Below are 16,313 nucleotides of genomic sequence, written 5' to 3'. Positions count from 1 at the left end.
TCGCCGATAGGGCGATACAGTATAGGGACGTTGGCGGGCGCCGTGCGGCGACCGCCGGCATCGATCGGACCATAGCCTTGTTTGCGTTCAGCTTTTCTTCCTTATCTGCCTCAATGATGCTGCTAGCGCAGACCGCGCCGCAGGAAGCGCCGGAGATCATCGTCCCCGGCCCCGCCCGCCCCTCTGCCCAGACGCCGGCGACGATGGTGGTCGAACCGGTCGCGATGTTCGTCGCCGCCTGCGACACGGATGGCGACGGCATCACCACGCGCAGCGAGTTGCAGGAATGCGTCGCGCGCTCGTTCGCGGCGATCGATACCGGCCATACCGGCACGATGCGCTATTTCGCCTTTGCCGACTGGGCATTGCGCTATCTGGGCGATCGCAACGCGCTGCCCAGCCCGTTCGATGTCGACAAGGACGGCGACAATCAGGTGACGCTGGCCGAGTTGCAGACGCAATTCTCGAAACTCTATTCGCGGTTCAATCGCGACGGGCAGGACGGGATCAGCCGCGCCGAACTGCTGACGTTCAAGACCGGGCCGATCGACGCCAACGGCCCCACCCGCCCCGGCATCCCGAAGAAGAAGGACGGCAAACCGGCCGATGCCGACAAGCCGAAGCCGGACCGGCCATGACCCGCTTCGCCTTTAACATCCACGCGACCGATGGCCGTGCGCGCAGCGGCACGATCGCGATGCAACGCGGCACGATCCGCACCCCCGCCTTCATGCCGGTCGGCACCGCCGCCACGGTGAAGGCGATGAAGCCCGGCGACGTCGAGGCGGCGGGCGCGGACATCATCCTGGGAAATACGTACCATCTGATGCTGCGCCCCGGCGCGGAGCGGGTCGCGCGGCTGGGCGGCCTGCACGGCTTCATGGGGTGGAAGCGGCCGATCCTGACCGATTCCGGCGGGTATCAGGTCATGAGCCTGTCGGACCTGACCAAGCGGTCGGAGGAGGGCGTGGCGTTCCGGTCGCATCTCGATGGCACGCGGCATCTGCTCAGCCCGGAGCGGTCGATGGAAATCCAGCGGCTGCTCGGCTCCGACATCGTGATGGCGTTCGACGAGCTGGTGCCGACGACCTCGACGCGCGAGGTGCAGGCGGCGGCGATGGAGCGGTCGATGCGCTGGGCCAAACGGTCGCGCGCCGGCTTCGACGCGGGCGGCGCCCATGCCGAGGGGGCGGCGCTGTTCGGCATCCAGCAGGGCGCGCTGGACGAGGGATTGCGCAAGGCATCGGCGGATGCGCTGATCGATATCGGGTTCGACGGCTATGCGGTCGGCGGCCTCGCGGTCGGCGAGGGGCAGGAGGCGATGTTCGGCTGTCTCGATTTCGCGCCGGGCCAGTTGCCGGCGGACAAGCCGCGTTACCTGATGGGGGTGGGCAAGCCGACCGATATCGTGGGCGCGGTGGAACGCGGCATCGACATGTTCGATTGCGTGCTGCCGACCCGGTCGGGGCGGACGGGACAGGCGTTTACGCGCGCCGGGCCGGTCAACATCCGCAACGCCCGCCATGCCGAGGATCAGGGGCCGATCGACCCCGCCTGCCCCTGCCCCGTCTGCGCGACGTGGAGCCGGGCGTATCTGCATCATCTGGTCCGCGCGGGCGAAATTCTCGGCGCGATGTTGATGACCGAGCACAATATCTGGTTCTACGAGACCATGATGGCCGATCTGCGCGCGGCGATCGAGGGCGGACGGCTGACCGCCTTCGCCGACGATTTTCGTGCGTTGTATGCCGGCGACCAATCAGGAGAGAGCAAGTGACCGACCACACAGACGACCAGCCGAATGAAATCCTAGCCGCCGCCGCCGAGGCCAAGGCGCAGGCGGAGGCCACCGCCGCGCTGGTGGCGGAGAAGACCAAGAACTGGCCGCTGGCCCGTATCGGTCTGGGTGTCGGCATCGGATCTGCCGCGGTCGCCGCCGCGGTGCTGTTCGCCAACCGCAACAAGGACAAGTAGATGAAGCTCCGTCTCGCGCTGCTGCTCGCCGCCGCCCTGCCGACCGGCGTGGTGGCGCAGACGGTTGCCCCTGTTCCCCCGGCTTCGTCGGCGGTGAAGCCGATCGCGTTCACCCAACGCACGCTGCCCAACGGGCTGCGCATCTATGCCTTGCGCGACACCGGCACGCCCAACGTGTCGGTGCAGGTGTGGTACGATGTCGGGTCGAAGGACGATCCCGCCGGCCGGTCGGGCTTCGCGCACATGTTCGAACATCTGATGTTCAAGGCGACGCGCAATCTGGTGCCCGAGCAGATGGATCGCCTGACCGAGGACGTCGGCGGGTACAACAACGCCTCCACCAACGACGATTACACCAATTATTTCGAGGTGGTGCCGGCCAATCACCTGCAACGGCTGTTGTTCGCGGAGGCGGACCGGATGGCGAGCCTGATCGTCGAGCCGGTGACGTTCGCGTCCGAGCGCGACGTGGTGAAGGAGGAACTGCGCCAGTCGACGATGGCGCGGCCGTACGGCAAGCTGTTCTCCACCTATCTGTCGGCGGCGTCCTATACGACGCATCCCTATGCCCGGTCGACGATCGGCAGCATCGACGAATTGCAGGCTGCGTCGATCGACGATGTGCGTGCGTTCCATGCGACCTATTACCGGCCGGACAATGCGATCCTGGTCGTGTCGGGCAATTTCGATCCGGCGCAGCTGAACGCCTGGATCGACCGGTATTTCGCGCCGATCAAGCGCCCGGCCGGGCCGATCCCCCGCGTCACCGTGACCGAACCCGCGCGGACCAAGGCCGTCACCTACACGACGTACGAGCCGAACACGCCGCTGCCCGCCGTGGTGATGACGTGGCACGTGCCGCCTGACAACGCCGCCGACATTCCCGCGCTGACCGTGTTGCAGACCGTGCTGGCGACGGGCGAAAGCTCGCGCCTGTACGAGAATGTCGTCTATCGCGACCAGCTGGCGCAGAGTGCCGAGGCGTTCCTCGATACCAAGAAAGGCACCGGCAATCTGATCGCCTATGCCATCATGGCGGGCGGCAAGACGGTGGATCAGGGCGAGGCGGCGTTGAAGCGCGAGATCGCCCGGTTCCGCGATGCAACGGTGTCGGCGGCGGAGCTGACCGAGGCGAAGAACCAGATCCTGACGTCGGCGATCAAGGAACGCGAGACGGCGGAGGGCAAGGCGCGCGTCATCGCCTCGTCCGTCATCATCGATGGCGACCCCCGTGCCGCCGACCGCCAGCTCGCCGCGATCGCCACCGTGACCGCCGCCGATGTGCAGCGGGTCGCGCGGCAATATCTGGGCGACGATCAGGCGGCGATCATCCGCTATCTGCCCGGGCAACCGCCGGCCAACGTCCGGCTGATGCCGATCACGGTGGCGCCGACCGTGAAGGTCGCCGCGCTGACGCCGCCCGCCAATATTCCGGTGGTGACGGCGGCGATCGGGTCCGCGCGTATCCTGCCGCCCACCCCCACCGCGCCGATCGCGGCGGTGTTGCCGCAGCCGGTGGAGACGAAGCTGGCCAACGGCATGCGCCTGATTACCGTCGAGCGGCACGGCCTGCCGATCGTCACCGCCGCGCTGGTTGCGATCGGCGGCGGCGCGACCGATCCCGCGACGCGGTCGGGCGTGGCGAACCTGACCGCCGGGTTGATGACCAAGGGCACCGCCACCCGCTCCGCGACCGAGATCGCGCGGGCGGTGGAGGCGCTGGGCGGATCGATCGGCAGCAGCGCCGATCGCGACGGATCGTCGGTGTCGCTGACCGTGAAGTCGGACCAGCTGGCCAAGGCGATGCCGATCCTGGCCGATGTCGCGATCCGCCCCGCCTTTGCGCCCGAGGAGATCGAACGCGCGCGGGCGCAGACGATCGACGGGATCGAGGTGACGCTGAAGGACCCGGCCCAGCTCGCCGCACTGGTCGCGACGCGGGCGGTGTTCGGCAAGGGACCATATGCACCGCCGCTGGACGGTACGCCGACCTCGCTGAAGGCGATCACGCGCGACGACATCACGCACTCCTATGCCGGCACCTGGTCTCCGAATCGCACCGCACTGGTAATGGTGGGCGACGTCACGCCCGCCGCCGCCCGCGCGCTGGCCGAGGCGCAGTTCGGCGCGTGGAAGGCGACGCCACTGCCCCCCGCCGTCATGCTGGCAGCCCCGCCGGCGCCGCGGGTGATCGTGGTCGACATGCCCGATGCCGGACAGGCGGGCGTCGTGGTGGCGCGGCCGGGCATCATGCGCGGTGACGAGCGTTATTATCCGCTCAATGTCGGCAATACGGTGCTGGGCGGCGGCTTCTCGTCACGGCTGAATCAGGAAATCCGCATCAAGCGTGGCCTGGCATATGGCGCGGGCAGCAGTGTGACGGCGCGGCGACTGGGCGGCAGCATCTCCGCCCGCACACAGACCAAAAACCCGACCGCGGCCGAAGCGGTGCAACTGATCGCGGCGGAGATGACACGGATGGGCGCCACGGCGGTGCCGGCGGACGAACTCGACACGCGCAAGGCGGTGCTGGTCGGCGGCTTCGGCCGGGCGATCGAAACGACCGACGGCGTGGCCGACATCATCGGCGATTATGTAGTGCAGGATGTGCCGCTGACCGAAATCGGCCGCTACACCGCCAAGGTGGAGGGCGTCGATCCGGCAGCGGTGCAGAAGGCGGCGCAGGCGTTGCTCGATCCCAAGGCCGCCAGTGTGGTGGTCGTGGGGGACGCCAAGCAGTTCATCGCACCGCTCAGGGCGCTGTATCCGAATGTCGAGGTGATCCCGGCGGCTGCGCTCGATCTGGACGCGGCGTCGCTGCGGCGGCCGTGATGTGAGGATTACCTCAGACCGTTTCGGTAAATACTGAGCGAGTTCGTCGTTGCGAGCGTAGCGAAGCAATCCAGGGCCGCGCGTGGGGCACTGGATTGCTTCGCTACGCTCGCAACGACGGGTTGAGTTAATCAGGCGTTACTCCCGTCCTTACCCGTTCGTGCTGAGCGAAGTCGAAGCACCAAATGGAGAGGTAGCCCCTTCGGCGTAGCTCAGGACAGCCTTCGACTCCGCTCAGGCCGAACGGGGTTAGGATCGATTCCCATCTACCCTCACCGGCGATGCTGGCGGTCGTTCTTCTCGTACCGCACGCGGGCGCTGAGCGCGTCGTAGCGGCGGTCGAGATCGCGGCGTTCGCTGATGCTGAGGCCATTCGATCGGCGATAGCGGTTCTCCAGCTGGTTCAGCTGGCGGAACTCCATCTGGATACGGCGCGCTTCGGGGCGGTTCAGCCGGCCGCTGCGGATGCCCTGATCGATCCGCTGGTCGAGATTCGCCTGACGCTGGACGATCGGGCGCCAGTTGCCTTGCGCGCTGGCAGCGGCGGGGACGATCGCGGTAGCCAGCCCGAGGGCGGCGGCGGTGATGGCGATGATCTTCATGATAATTGCTCCCGGTGTCGGCCGATGCCGGCCTGACACCGATATGGGAGCGGTCTGTAACGGGCCTGTCCCGACTTCCCCGCGAAAGTGTCGCGGCGTGTCGCACGGCCGGAAGGTTCGTTCAGGAACGAACGATCGCCCAATCCTGAACGACGATCGTCAGCGGCAGCGCACGTTGTTGCGGTCGATCGAGCGACCCACCAGCGCACCCGCGCCTGCCCCCAGCAGCGTGCCGAGCAGTTCCGAGCCACCCGGTGCGATGATGTTGCCGAGGACGCCGCCGGCGGCGGCACCGACGAGCAGACCGGTCGTGCCATCCGGGCGGCGGCAGTAATAATTGCCGTTCTGGCCGCGATAGACGCGGTCGCGCTGCGACAGGCGGCGTTCGCGATAACGGGGGCCATCGGCGTAATAGCGGTCGGCATAATAGCCGCCATAGGCAGGGTCGGCCCGGTTATAATCGTATTGGCGATAATTGGCGTACCGGCGGTCGGGGCCGTAATTGCCACCGGCACAACCGCTTAGGAGCGTGGCGGCGGCAAGGGTTGCCAGGGTGAACGGGGCGGTACGCATGATGGCCTCTCCTGTTATGGTGGCTGTCCAATGCGCGACCGCCCGTTCGGTTGCCTTAGTTCAGCGTCGCTTCCAGCGAGATCTCGGCGGTGAGCAGCTTCGAGATGGGGCAGTTCGCCTTGGCATCGGCGGCGATGCGCTGGAACTCGTCTTCCTCGATGCCGGGGATCGTCGCGGTCAGTTTCAGATCGGAGCGCGAGACCTTGAAGCCTTCACCTTCCTTGTCGAGCTTCACGGCGGCGGTCGTGTCGAGCGTGCCTTCGTTGTAACCGGCGCCGGCCAGCGCGAAGGACAGTGCCATGGTGAAGCAGCTTGCATGGGCAGCGGCGACGAGTTCTTCCGGGTTGGTGCCGGCGCCGTCTTCGAAGCGGGTATTGAAGCCGTACTGGTTGTCCTTCAGCACGCCGGACTGGGTGCTGACATGACCCTTGCCGTCCTTGCCAAGACCTTCGTAGCGGGCGGACGCGGTGCGGGTAATCATGAATTCGTAACTCCGGTTATTGGATGCTGATTAGTTGACGGTGGTGCCGCGATCGGCGGCGAAGCCGGGGGCGTGACCGGTCGCGGGACGCAGTGATTCGCGCTCGTCGGCCGGCACGGGCTCAGTGGGATCGGGGCGAAACGCCTCGGGCGCGCGGGTGTGGATGGTGACGGGCGGCGCGTCGACAGCGAGATCGGGGGCGGCGTGTTCGGCCGGATTGGGGCGCTTGCGGGCGGCGAACAGGATCGCGACGGCGGCGGCCCCCAGGCCGATCGCGGCGGCGCCGGCCGACAGCAGCGAGACGCCGAGCGTCCTGGGCGGTTGTTTCTTGGGTTTGCGCTTGGCGGCCATGACCTGAACTTTCACCAGATGGGAAGAACGGGCTTAACGGTGCGGCGCGCCTCGCGTTCCCGCGGGCGGTGTGGGTCGTGGCAGGGGGCGCGTGATCGCTGCCCCCTCCCCGACAGGGTTCAGGCGGCGGTGCGGGCGGCTTCGCGACGTTCGCGCATCGCGAGTGTCTGTTCGGCCCGGTCGGCCATCGCGCTCCATGCCTTGGCGGCACGCTCGGCGCGGTCACGGACGTTTTCGAGCGAGGCAGCCGCGGCGTTGGCGGATTCCTGGTCGGCACGGGCGCGGAAGAGGGCGGCTTCGGACATGAGCGACTCCTTGGGGAGGCTGGCAGGTGACGGGCTGGCGAAGCCCCAACGAAAAACGGCGGCCCCGGTAAGGGCCGCCGCAGATCGATTATTCGGCGGGCTGCAGGTTCACCGCGGCCATCTTGCCCCGGCGATCCTCTTCCAGCTCATAGCCGACGCGCTGGTTCTGGTTCAGCGTGACCATGCCGGCGCGCTCGACGGCCGAGATGTGGACGAAGGCGTCGGTGCCGCCATTGTCCGGCGCGATGAAGCCATAGCCCTTGTCGGCGTTGAAGAACTTGACGGTGCCTAGCTGGCTCATGGGATATTCCTTCTTCTGGCGCATCCCCGACGTGGAGACGCGCGCTTGCGTCCAACTGCAGGGAAAGAAGGAAGATGGTGCCGCAAAGCGCCGTAGACCGTCGATATGCGACTGTAGCACCCCCGATATGGGCGCAGACGGCCATAAACACAAGGTGCGGCCCGCGCCGGACGTGGAACTCCGCCCGCCGTCCGGTGGTTCTGCCACCACTAGACCGGGTAATCGCCCGATCCGGCCGCATGAGCGATACCGCGACTGCATCGAGCGCTGCTCCTGGTCCCGTACAGGAGAGAATGACATGATCGGCAAGACCCTGATGATGGTGGCGTTCGCGCTGTCGACAACGGCCGCGATGGCGCAGACGACTGCCCCCGGCGCTCCGCCCCCGACGAACACCCCGCCGGCCCCGGCCGAGCCGATGCCGGGCCAGATGCCCGACCCCGCCACGCCCGCCACCGACCCCGCCGCGATGACCCCGCCCGCCGCGACGACGCCCGATGCGCCGCCGATGTCGGAGAAGGACATGGCCGCGATGAAGAAGTGTCAGGCGATGCCGGCGGACCGAATGGCCAAGGACAAGAAATGCGCAAAGATGGCCGAGATGCATCCGGAGATGCAGGCGCCACCGCGGGCGATGTAACCGGCTGACCGGTGGCACGACGCGGTCGACGCGGATGTCGTTATTGGACTGAATAGCGAGGGCGCGGCTGCCATAAGGTGGCTGCGCCCTTTTTCTTCAGGGTCAATTATGCCCGGCGCGAGAGCCGTTTACGCCCCCTTTTTGGTAGTTACGTATTATTGGCGTGGAAATCAGCTTCGATCCCGTCCAGCGTGACCAGAAACTGAAGGGACGCAGACTGGATTTTGCGGATGCCGACATGGTGTTCGCCGGGCCGATGTTCACGTTCGAAGATGGCCGGTTTGCGTATCCGTAACCCCGCTTCACCACATACGGATCGCTGCACAACCGACTGTTAGCGGTGATCTGGACGGAAACGGATCGGCCGTCGCGTGATATCGATGAGGAAGGCCAATGGCAGAGAGCGAGCGCGCTACCGGCAGCGATTGGGTTGACCCTGATGGTGCGCCGGAACTGACCGACGAGATGCTAGACGTTGCGGCGTTGGCGGTCGGCAGCAAGGTAATCCGTCCTGCCACCGGTTATCTGGGGCCGAATGGCGTCGTTCGTGGAAGTCCGCCGTTGTGTGAGCGAGCGAAAAGTCAGGTGACGTTGCGGCTGGACCCCGACGTGCTCGTGAAGTTTCGCGAGGGTGGCAGGGGTGGTAGGGGCGGATCACAAAGCGTTGCGGAAAATGGCACGACTGCCGTAAGCGGCGCAACCTTCACGTGCATTCGGACATAATCAAACGCCCAAGCGATACCGCAAAAGAACTAGCGATGCTCATTCAACCTTAACTACAGGCTCGTCCTTTTTACTTTCGCCTTACCAATCCCCGCCCACATCCTTGATCGCAGTTAGCAGGGCCACCTTACTCAGGGTGCGGCGGCTGCCGGCATTACGGGGCATATTGGGTTCACCAAGGGTTTCACGACGCGCCTGCAATGTTTTCGCAAAATCGTCGTGCCGGATCACGCGACCGGCCCAGGGCTGATGCTCTTCAGTCGTCGAGGTCGGCGATGCCATGATCGTTTCCCGTTTCCTGCCGGATACGGCGCTCCAGATACTCCATGTCGAGATCGGGGTGAAGCTGGAACAGGATGCGGGCCTGTTCGCGCATCTCCGGCGCGGTGCCCGATGCATATTGACCCATGCGGTCGGCAATCAGGTCTTCGATCGGGATGACGGCAAAGCCGGCATCCCCGGCGATCCCCTCCACGAGCAACAGCCGGCGGTAATCCACCGTTCCATCCATCGGCGTGCCCGCAACCACCTCGAACCCCAGCCGTAACTCGGGGTGAATCCAGCCGAGGGTGGTGTGACCGATTCCATCGGGCTTGGTGAAGCCCAGACGGATCAACTCTTCTTCTAGCTCCGGCTGGACGGGCGAGGTCAGATCTATGTCTCCCGTCATCAAGGCACTGCCGGAGAAATATTCCGCAGCGGCCCCGCCGACCAGAATGGGGCGGGGCAGTCCACGACGCAGCATCGCCTCGTTCAGCCGGGCGAGCAGTTCCAGCGCGCCGAGCAGTTAGGGGCGATGTGGCGTCACTCGGCCGCCACCGTCTCCGCCGCCTGTCCCCGCCCCTTCAACAACGGTGCCAGATACTTCCCCGTGAAGCTGCGCGGTTCCTTTGCCACAACCTCAGGCGTGCCTTCGGCGACGATCTCGCCGCCCTTGACGCCGCCTTCAGGCCCCAGGTCCAGCACCCAGTCGGCGGTCTTGATGACGTCGAGATTGTGTTCGATCACGACCACGGTGTTGCCCTGTTCGACCAGCGCGTGGAGGACTTCGAGCAGTTTGCGGACGTCCTCGAAATGCAGGCCGGTGGTGGGTTCGTCGAGGATGTAGAGCGTGTTGCCGGTGGCGCGGCGGGCGAGTTCCTTGGCGAGCTTGACGCGCTGGGCCTCGCCGCCGGACAGGGTGGTGGCCTGTTGCCCAACCTTGACGTAGCCGAGGCCCACTTCGACCAGCATCGCCATCTTGTCGCGGATCGGGGGGACGTTGGCGAAGAAGGCGGCGGCGTCCTCGACGTTCATGTCGAGCACGTCGGCGATGCTGTGGCCCTTGAACTTCACCTCCAGCGTCTCGCGGTTGTAGCGGGCGCCGTGGCAGACGTCGCATTCGACATAGACGTCGGGGAGGAAGTGCATCTCGATCTTCAGCACGCCGTCGCCCTGGCACGCCTCGCACCGGCCGCCCTTCACGTTGAAGCTGAAGCGGCCGGGCTTGTACCCGCGCGCCAGTGATTCCGGCAGGCCGGCGAACCAGTCGCGGATCTGGGTGAAGGCGCCGGTATAGGTCGCCGGGTTCGATCGCGGGGTGCGGCCGATCGGCGACTGGTCGATGTCGATGACCTTGTCGAGATGGTTGAGGCCCGTGACCTTGTCATGCTTGCCGGCGAGGATGCGCGCGCCGTTCAGTTCGCGCGCGGCGGCGGCGTAGAGCGTGTCGATGGTGAAGCTGGACTTGCCGCTGCCCGAGACGCCCGTCACGCAGGTGAAGGTGCCGAGCGGGATGCTGGCGGTGACGCCGGTCAGGTTGTTAGCGGTCGCGTTGTGGACGGTCAGCTTCTTGCCGTTGCCCTTGCGTCGTTTGGCCGGCACGGGCACCTCGCGGGTGCCGTTCAGGTAATCGGCGGTGATGCTGGTCTTGGACTTCAGCAGTTGCTTCAGCGTCCCCTTCGCCACGACCTGACCGCCATGGACGCCGGCGCCCGGCCCCATGTCGATCACGTAATCGGCGGTGCGGATCGCATCCTCGTCATGTTCGACCACCAGCACGGTGTTGCCGAGATCGCGGAGGCGGCGCAGCGTCTTGAGCAACATGTCGTTGTCGCGCTGGTGCAGGCCGATCGAGGGTTCGTCGAGGACGTACAGGACGCCCGACAGGCCGCTGCCGATCTGCGACGCGAGGCGGATGCGCTGGCTCTCGCCGCCGGACAGCGTGCCCGACGTGCGGTTGAGGTTCAGGTAATCGAGGCCGACATTGTTGAGGAAGCCGAGCCGCTCGACGATCTCCTTCAGGATGCGCTCGGCGATGGCGCGCTGCTGGTCGCCGAGATGGTTGGGCATGTCGGTGAAGAAGGCGAGCGCATCGACCACGGACAGATGCGTCGCGTGGCTGATGTCCTGCATCGCGATCTTGACCGCCAGCGCCTCTGGTTTCAGGCGCGCGCCGTTGCACGTCTCGCACGGCTGCGCGGACTGGTACTTCACCAGCTCCTCGCGCATCCAGGCGCTTTCGGTCTGGAGCAGGCGGCGGTTGAGGTTGCCCATGACGCCCTCGAACGGCTTCGACACATCGTACTTCTTCTTGCCGTCGATGAAGGTCAGGGTGACGGGCTTGCCCTTCGTCCCGTGGAGGATGATGCCCTGCACTTCCTGCGGCAGATCGCTCCACGGGGTGTCGAGGCTGAACTCGTACGCCTTCGCCAGCGAACCCAGCACCTGCATGTAATAGGGACTGGGCGGGTTGGACTTGGCCCAGGGCACGACCGCGCCCTTCTTGATCGTCAGGCTGTGGTTGGGGACGACGAGGTCCTCGTCGAAGATCATCTTCTCGCCCAGGCCGTCGCACGCGGGGCACGCACCCTGCGGCGCGTTGAACGAGAACAGGCGGGGTTCGATCTCGCTGATCGTGAAGCCGCTGACCGGGCAGGCGAATTTTTCGGAAAAGACGATGCGGCCGGGGGGCGCGTTGTTGCCGAGAATTTCGGATTTGGGGGTGTGCGGTTCGACCGGATCGGCGGGGTCGACATAGGCCAGGCCCTCGGCGAGCTTCAGCGCGGTTTCGAAGGATTCGGCGAGACGGGAGCCGATATCGCCCTTCACCACGAGGCGATCGACGACGACCTCGATGTCGTGCTTGTACTTCTTGTCGAGCGCGGGGGCTTCGTCGATCTCATGGATCGTGCCGTCGATGCGGACGCGGGTGAAGCCAGCCTTCTGCCATTCCAGCATCTCCTTCCGGTACTCGCCCTTGCGGCCGCGCACGACGGGGGCGAGCAGGAACAGGCGGGTGCCTTCGGGCAGGGCCAGCACGCGGTCGACCATCTGGCTGACCGTCTGCGCGGCGATCGGCAGGCCGGTCGCGGGGCTGTAGGGTACGCCGACGCGCGCCCATAACAGGCGCATGTAATCGTAGATTTCGGTGACCGTCGCGACGGTGGAGCGCGGATTGCGGCTGGTGGTCTTCTGCTCGATCGAGATCGCCGGCGACAATCCCTCGATATGATCCACGTCGGGCTTCTGCATCAGTTCGAGGAACTGGCGGGCATAGGCGGAGAGCGATTCGACGTAGCGGCGCTGACCCTCGGCATAGATCGTGTCGAAGGCGAGCGACGACTTGCCGGAGCCGGACAGGCCGGTGATGACCGTCAACGTGTCGCGGGGGATGTCGATGTCGACGTCCTTGAGATTGTGCTCGCGCGCGCCGCGGACGGTGATGTGGGTCAGCATGAAGGTGTTCTACTTCCGTTCCGAACGGGAAACCAGAGTGCCAGATAGGAACGCATGGTGACGGTTGCGAGGTTCCGATGCGATCGTGCCCTCTTGTCGCCGGCGATGGCGACGCCCATGTGTATTACCTGAATACGGCACGTGAGGCGGATATGGGCAAGAAGAAGCAGAAGCGGAAAGAGCGCGAGGCACGGGCGGCGTACGAGGCGTGCGGCGAGGGCATGAAGAGCAACGCCGGTCAGGCGGCGGGGATCGCCGCGGCATTGGTGCGTCACGCGGCCAGCCCGGAGGGACGGCAGATGCTGGCGGCGGGCCTGACGATGGCGGCGGCGGCGGCCAGCGCGGCGCTGACCCGGCCGGCGCCCGTGCCGCCTGTGCCGCCGGTTCCTCCCGTACCGCCCCGGCCGGATACGCCGCCCCCTCCCCCGCCGCCGCCGGGTGCGACGGGCGATCCCGATCCGCAGGCGGTGGCGCAGGCGATCGGGCAGGCGGCCGAACAACTGCTCGGCCGGCTGTTCGGCAATCGCAAACCCGGCGTTTAAACGTCGCTATGGTTGTTTAACGGGATGTTCAGCATGGCCGGCAATACACGTCAGCCATGCAGGGGCAGATCCTATCGGTGTTTCGCCGGCCGACCGACTGGATGCCGTGGCGGCTGACCGCGACGAGCCGGTCGATGTTGCGCCTGCTGATCGCGCTGATCGTCACGGCCATCGTCAGTTGCGTAGCGGTCATCACGTTCCTGATCGGCCAGATGGATCAGGACGCCGTGGCACGGACCCGCGCCACGGTGGTCGGGGCGCTGGAGCATGAACGCGGCAACCTGAGCGAATCGACGTTGGCGACCGCGCATTGGGATGATGCCGCCGACCATGTGTACGGCGTATTCGATCATCGGTGGGCGGCGTCCAATCTGGTCGGCCACCAACAGCACAGCTTCGTGATCGATCGCCGCGGCCGGACGCTGTTCGCGCGCTTTGCCGGCGGGGCGCCGGCACCGCCGCTCGACCAGTTGGTGCCGGTGGCGACGATCCGGGCGCTGCTGGCGCGGATGCCGGCCACCGAGGCGGCGGCGCGCGCCGCGCGGACGGCAGCGATCCTGCCGGGACTGGTGCGGGGCCAACCCATGCTGATCGCGGCGATGCCGATCGTGTCCGAACGCTTCGATCGCGTCGGGCCGGACGAGCAATGGCGGGCCATCGTCAACATCGACCGGCTAGACGAGCGCGTCCTGCGCAACTGGGCGACCGCCTTCACCCTGCCGCCGATCCGGTGGCAACGGGCGGGGGCGATCGCCGGGGGGCTGGACAGCCTGATTATCGCCGATGCCCATGGCGGCCGCATCGGCACCCTCGTCTGGCCGCAGGTGTTGCCGGGGCGCATGTCGTTCGGCCGCATCCTGCCGATCACGCTGGCCTGTGCCGGCTGTTTCCTGTTGATCGCCGGCATCCTGATCGCCCGCGTCGTGCGCACCGGTGCCACGCTGGAGGCGGCGAGCGCCAGCGCGCTGGGCGCGGCGGAGGCGCAACAGGCGGCGCGCCGCACCGCCGAGGATGCGCTGGCCGAGGCGCAACAGGCGCGCCGCGATACCGAAAAGCTGGCGCAGGCGCGCGCGGACGAGGAAACCCGTCACCGCATCCAGATGCGGACCGCCGCGCATCAGGTTGCGGCGACGCTGGAACGATCGATCGCCGCACTGGCGACGCGCCTGCTTGATGCGGCGACCGATCTGGACACCAGCGCCGACCGCACGCTGTCGACCGTGCGCGGCCAGCAATCCGAGGCGGAGACAGCACGCGACCGTGCCCAGGCGACCGCCACCGCCGTCCACGCGATTGTCGATACGATGGGCGATCTGGCCGACACGATCCAACGCATCGGCACCGAGGCGCAACGGGCCGCCGACCTGACGCTGGGCGCCGCCGCGCAATCCGCCGCCGCGCGCACTGCGAACGAGACGCTGGCGATGAGCGTCGATGCGATCGATCATGCGGCCCAGCGGATCGCCGATCTCAGCCGTCAGACCAACCTGCTCGCGCTGAACGCCACGATCGAGGCGGCGCGGGCGGGCGATGCCGGCCGCGGCTTCGCGGTGGTGGCGCAGGAGGTGAAGAGTCTGGCCGCCGAAACCAAGCGGACGACCGGCGATATCGCCACGCGGATCGACGGGATCGAGGCGGCGACAGGCTCCGCCGTCGTGCTGGTCGACGATCTCCACCGCGCCATCGGCACGCTGGCGGATTCGGCGCGCGAGACATCGGCGATGGTCGCCCGCCAGCAGCGGGCGAGCGGCGACATCCGCGACGTGATCGGATCGATCGACGACAGCACCGCCAGCCTGAACGACGCGATCGCCGCGATCGCCCGGTCGTTTCAGGGATCGACCGAAACCGCGAACCTGACGCGCGAGATCGGTGCCGAGGTGCGCCACCGCGCCGAAACGCTGCAAGCCGAATGCGGGCGCATCATCGCGACCCTGCGCGCCGCCTGACCCCTATCCGCGCGGTCGGCGGCGACGGACCGACAGCGGCAGCAGGACGAGGCCGACGATCGTGCCGGCCAGCGCCAGCGCAGCGAACCCGATCAGCAACGCGTGATGCGTATCCTCACGCCCGCCCAGATCCATGATGTGCAGGCCCCACATCCAGTCGAACCAGCGCCACTGCGCGGTCCTGAGCGCCAGCACCGCGCCGCTCTGCGCATCGATATAGACATGCGTTTCGTCGGCGAAGCGGACCTGCCAGGCCGGGCGCGGTCGCCGCAGTTCCAGCGGCGGCGCAGCGGCGGTGGTGCGGGTGACGCCGGTGATCGCCGGCGGCGCGATGCGGGCGGCATTGGCCAGCATGCGCGCCTCCCCTTCGTCCGGGCCGGGTAGCGACCGGCCGGTGGTGGCATCCGCGCGGACGATGGCGCCGTCGGTCAGGGTGGCGATCCACACCGGGCGGGCGGCCTGCATCTCCAGCGTCAGGGCACGTGCACCCACCGGCGGCGTCAGCCGCGATGGCAGGACCAGCGCGGCGGCGGGTGCGCGGAGCGCGGTACCGCGGACCTCCTCGATCGGGCGGGCGACCATCCACAGGCCGCTGACCATCCAGAACAGGATCGGCACGCCCGCTATCCAGGCCAGCCACAGGTGAAGGCGGCGGAGCGTGCGGCGGGCGGTCATGACCGGCCGATACCGAACGGTTCGACGGGTATCAACGCGGTGGCAGGACGCGGGCCGGATTACCCACCACCGTGGCCCCTGCCGACACGTCGCGGGTCACGACACTGCCGGCCCCGACGATCGCACCATCGCCGATGGTGACGCCCGGCAGGATCAGCGCGCCACCGCCGATCCAGACATCGGCGCCGATCGTCACCGGCCGCCCGAATTCCAGCATCGTCGCCCGCGCTGCCGGGTCGCGCGGGTGGTCGGCGGTCAGGATCTGGACGCAGGGACCGATCTGCGTCCGGTCGCCGATGCGGACCGCGACGACATCGAGGATCGTGCAGCCGAAATTGAGGAACACGCCCTCGCCCAGCGTGATGTTGTAGCCATAGTCGCAGTGGAAGGGCGGCCGGATCGTAGCGCCGCCGCCGACGCTGGCGAATGCCTCGCGCAATAGCGAGAGACGGTGGTCGGCGGTGCGGGCCTGCGCTGCGTTGTAGCGGTCCATCCAGTGCGCGATCGCGGATGCGTCGGCGGCGAGTTCGGGGTCGTCGGCGGTATATAGATCGCCTGTGAGCATACGCTGTTTCTGGGTGCGGGGGTCGGTCATGAAGGGGGAGCGCGCGGGGCGGGAGGGTGTTCCATCGGGATGGGTCAGACAAG

General features: G+C 67.2%; 20 protein-coding genes. 9 read left to right on the top strand and 11 right to left on the bottom strand.

The genetic code is table 11. From position 1 onward, the window contains the following. The first annotated feature begins 113 nt into the window (after positions 1–113). Genes JAO74_RS06130 through JAO74_RS06115 form a run of 4 tightly spaced genes read left to right on the top strand, consistent with a single transcriptional unit; the run spans position 114 to position 4,806 of the window. Positions 114–638 (top strand): EF-hand domain-containing protein, encoded by a 525-nt coding sequence (locus JAO74_RS06130; RefSeq protein ID WP_233150733.1) that lies wholly within the window; start codon positions 114–116, stop codon positions 636–638. Next, entirely contained in the window at positions 635–1,777 is a 1,143-nt protein-coding gene (gene tgt, locus JAO74_RS06125) for a tRNA guanosine(34) transglycosylase Tgt (RefSeq protein WP_199036207.1), read from the top strand. The genes JAO74_RS06130 and tgt overlap by 4 nt, the downstream gene beginning before the upstream one ends. Continuing rightward, positions 1,774–1,974, top strand: coding sequence for a hypothetical protein (locus JAO74_RS06120; protein ID WP_199036205.1), 201 nt, complete (start codon positions 1,774–1,776; stop codon positions 1,972–1,974). Before tgt ends, JAO74_RS06120 begins: the two co-directional genes overlap by 4 nt. Continuing rightward, positions 1,975–4,806, top strand: coding sequence for a M16 family metallopeptidase (locus tag JAO74_RS06115; protein WP_199036203.1), 2,832 nt, complete (start codon positions 1,975–1,977; stop codon positions 4,804–4,806). 272 nt (positions 4,807–5,078) lie between these two features. On the opposite strand, the gene JAO74_RS06110 is transcribed toward JAO74_RS06115, so the two are convergent. The 6 genes from JAO74_RS06110 to JAO74_RS06085 form a co-directional block, all read right to left on the bottom strand. Further along, the gene (locus tag JAO74_RS06110) at positions 5,079–5,408 is read right to left on the bottom strand and encodes a hypothetical protein (protein WP_199036201.1); all 330 of its coding nucleotides are present in this window, start codon (positions 5,406–5,408) and stop codon (positions 5,079–5,081) included. A 159-nt stretch (positions 5,409–5,567) separates the two neighbouring features. Next, entirely contained in the window at positions 5,568–5,981 is a 414-nt protein-coding gene (locus tag JAO74_RS06105) for a glycine zipper 2TM domain-containing protein (protein ID WP_199036199.1), read from the bottom strand. 55 nt (positions 5,982–6,036) lie between these two features. Further along, on the bottom strand, positions 6,037–6,462 hold the full coding sequence (locus JAO74_RS06100; protein WP_199036197.1) for an OsmC family protein: 426 nt from the start codon (positions 6,460–6,462) through the stop codon (positions 6,037–6,039). A gap of 30 nt (positions 6,463–6,492) precedes the next feature. Then, on the bottom strand, positions 6,493–6,828 hold the full coding sequence (locus tag JAO74_RS06095; RefSeq protein WP_199036195.1) for a hypothetical protein: 336 nt from the start codon (positions 6,826–6,828) through the stop codon (positions 6,493–6,495). Between the two features lie 104 nt (positions 6,829–6,932). After that, complete coding sequence (locus tag JAO74_RS06090) at positions 6,933–7,118, bottom strand: hypothetical protein (protein ID WP_199036194.1); 186 nt, start codon at positions 7,116–7,118, stop codon at positions 6,933–6,935. Positions 7,119–7,206: 88 nt separating this feature from the next. Continuing rightward, positions 7,207–7,419, bottom strand: coding sequence for a cold-shock protein (locus tag JAO74_RS06085; protein WP_056526221.1), 213 nt, complete (start codon positions 7,417–7,419; stop codon positions 7,207–7,209). 298 nt (positions 7,420–7,717) lie between these two features. On the opposite strand from JAO74_RS06085, the gene JAO74_RS06080 reads away from it, so the two are divergent. The 3 genes from JAO74_RS06080 to JAO74_RS06070 all read left to right on the top strand — a co-directional run bounded on the left by JAO74_RS06080 (position 7,718) and on the right by JAO74_RS06070 (position 8,782). Continuing rightward, on the top strand, positions 7,718–8,059 hold the full coding sequence (locus JAO74_RS06080) for a hypothetical protein (protein WP_199036192.1): 342 nt from the start codon (positions 7,718–7,720) through the stop codon (positions 8,057–8,059). A 163-nt stretch (positions 8,060–8,222) separates the two neighbouring features. Then, entirely contained in the window at positions 8,223–8,354 is a 132-nt protein-coding gene (locus JAO74_RS19040) for a BrnT family toxin (RefSeq protein ID WP_269845927.1), read from the top strand. 98 nt (positions 8,355–8,452) lie between these two features. Further along, positions 8,453–8,782, top strand: a complete 330-nt coding sequence (locus JAO74_RS06070; protein ID WP_199036190.1) for a BrnA antitoxin family protein — start codon at positions 8,453–8,455, stop codon at positions 8,780–8,782. 81 nt (positions 8,783–8,863) lie between these two features. Here the strand turns inward: JAO74_RS06070 and JAO74_RS06065 are convergent, their stop codons facing one another. From JAO74_RS06065 to uvrA, 3 genes are read right to left on the bottom strand one after another with little or no spacing between them, the layout of a single operon-like run. Continuing rightward, positions 8,864–9,064, bottom strand: a complete 201-nt coding sequence (locus tag JAO74_RS06065; protein WP_199036189.1) for a hypothetical protein — start codon at positions 9,062–9,064, stop codon at positions 8,864–8,866. Then, entirely contained in the window at positions 9,039–9,527 is a 489-nt protein-coding gene (locus tag JAO74_RS06060; protein ID WP_233150732.1) for a hypothetical protein, read from the bottom strand. Before JAO74_RS06060 ends, JAO74_RS06065 begins: the two co-directional genes overlap by 26 nt. Before the next feature lie 59 nt (positions 9,528–9,586). After that, positions 9,587–12,499, bottom strand: coding sequence for an excinuclease ABC subunit UvrA (gene uvrA / locus JAO74_RS06055; protein WP_199036186.1), 2,913 nt, complete (start codon positions 12,497–12,499; stop codon positions 9,587–9,589). A 77-nt stretch (positions 12,500–12,576) separates the two neighbouring features. Between uvrA and JAO74_RS06050 the strand changes: the two genes are divergently transcribed. Continuing rightward, positions 12,577–13,041 (top strand): hypothetical protein, encoded by a 465-nt coding sequence (locus JAO74_RS06050; protein ID WP_233150731.1) that lies wholly within the window; start codon positions 12,577–12,579, stop codon positions 13,039–13,041. A 56-nt stretch (positions 13,042–13,097) separates the two neighbouring features. After that, the gene (locus JAO74_RS06045) at positions 13,098–14,990 is read left to right on the top strand and encodes a methyl-accepting chemotaxis protein (RefSeq protein WP_233150730.1); all 1,893 of its coding nucleotides are present in this window, start codon (positions 13,098–13,100) and stop codon (positions 14,988–14,990) included. A gap of 3 nt (positions 14,991–14,993) precedes the next feature. Here JAO74_RS06045 and JAO74_RS06040 read toward each other — a convergent pair whose 3' ends face one another. Together JAO74_RS06040 and JAO74_RS06035 are read right to left on the bottom strand one after the other, a co-directional pair. After that, positions 14,994–15,665, bottom strand: coding sequence for a PepSY domain-containing protein (locus tag JAO74_RS06040; protein ID WP_199036182.1), 672 nt, complete (start codon positions 15,663–15,665; stop codon positions 14,994–14,996). A 31-nt stretch (positions 15,666–15,696) separates the two neighbouring features. After that, entirely contained in the window at positions 15,697–16,260 is a 564-nt protein-coding gene (locus tag JAO74_RS06035) for a sugar O-acetyltransferase (RefSeq protein WP_199036180.1), read from the bottom strand. Between the last annotated feature and the right edge of the window lie 53 nt (positions 16,261–16,313).

This window comes from Sphingomonas mollis (genome assembly GCF_016427505.1).
GTDB lineage: Bacteria > Pseudomonadota > Alphaproteobacteria > Sphingomonadales > Sphingomonadaceae > Sphingomonas > Sphingomonas mollis.
This window is presented reverse-complemented; position numbering and strand designations above follow the sequence as displayed.

Excerpts from the sequence above, each read along its gene's own strand:
- JAO74_RS06040 (WP_199036182.1), bottom strand. The coding sequence starts at position 15,665 with ATGACCGCCCGCCGCACGCTCCGCCGCCTTCACCTGTGGCTGGCCTGG.
- JAO74_RS06070 (WP_199036190.1), top strand. The coding sequence starts at position 8,453 with ATGGCAGAGAGCGAGCGCGCTACCGGCAGCGATTGGGTTGACCCTGAT.
- tgt (WP_199036207.1), top strand. The coding sequence starts at position 635 with ATGACCCGCTTCGCCTTTAACATCCACGCGACCGATGGCCGTGCGCGC.
- JAO74_RS06035 (WP_199036180.1), bottom strand. The coding sequence starts at position 16,260 with ATGACCGACCCCCGCACCCAGAAACAGCGTATGCTCACAGGCGATCTA.
- JAO74_RS06060 (WP_233150732.1), bottom strand. The coding sequence starts at position 9,527 with ATGCTGCGTCGTGGACTGCCCCGCCCCATTCTGGTCGGCGGGGCCGCT.
- JAO74_RS06065 (WP_199036189.1), bottom strand. The coding sequence starts at position 9,064 with ATGGCATCGCCGACCTCGACGACTGAAGAGCATCAGCCCTGGGCCGGT.
- JAO74_RS06130 (WP_233150733.1), top strand. The coding sequence starts at position 114 with ATGATGCTGCTAGCGCAGACCGCGCCGCAGGAAGCGCCGGAGATCATC.
- JAO74_RS06090 (WP_199036194.1), bottom strand. The coding sequence starts at position 7,118 with ATGTCCGAAGCCGCCCTCTTCCGCGCCCGTGCCGACCAGGAATCCGCC.
- JAO74_RS06045 (WP_233150730.1), top strand. The coding sequence starts at position 13,098 with ATGCAGGGGCAGATCCTATCGGTGTTTCGCCGGCCGACCGACTGGATG.
- JAO74_RS06115 (WP_199036203.1), top strand. The coding sequence starts at position 1,975 with ATGAAGCTCCGTCTCGCGCTGCTGCTCGCCGCCGCCCTGCCGACCGGC.
- JAO74_RS06085 (WP_056526221.1), bottom strand. The coding sequence starts at position 7,419 with ATGAGCCAGCTAGGCACCGTCAAGTTCTTCAACGCCGACAAGGGCTAT.
- JAO74_RS06110 (WP_199036201.1), bottom strand. The coding sequence starts at position 5,408 with ATGAAGATCATCGCCATCACCGCCGCCGCCCTCGGGCTGGCTACCGCG.
- JAO74_RS06050 (WP_233150731.1), top strand. The coding sequence starts at position 12,577 with ATGCGATCGTGCCCTCTTGTCGCCGGCGATGGCGACGCCCATGTGTAT.
- JAO74_RS06105 (WP_199036199.1), bottom strand. The coding sequence starts at position 5,981 with ATGCGTACCGCCCCGTTCACCCTGGCAACCCTTGCCGCCGCCACGCTC.
- JAO74_RS06080 (WP_199036192.1), top strand. The coding sequence starts at position 7,718 with ATGATCGGCAAGACCCTGATGATGGTGGCGTTCGCGCTGTCGACAACG.
- uvrA (WP_199036186.1), bottom strand. The coding sequence starts at position 12,499 with ATGCTGACCCACATCACCGTCCGCGGCGCGCGCGAGCACAATCTCAAG.
- JAO74_RS06100 (WP_199036197.1), bottom strand. The coding sequence starts at position 6,462 with ATGATTACCCGCACCGCGTCCGCCCGCTACGAAGGTCTTGGCAAGGAC.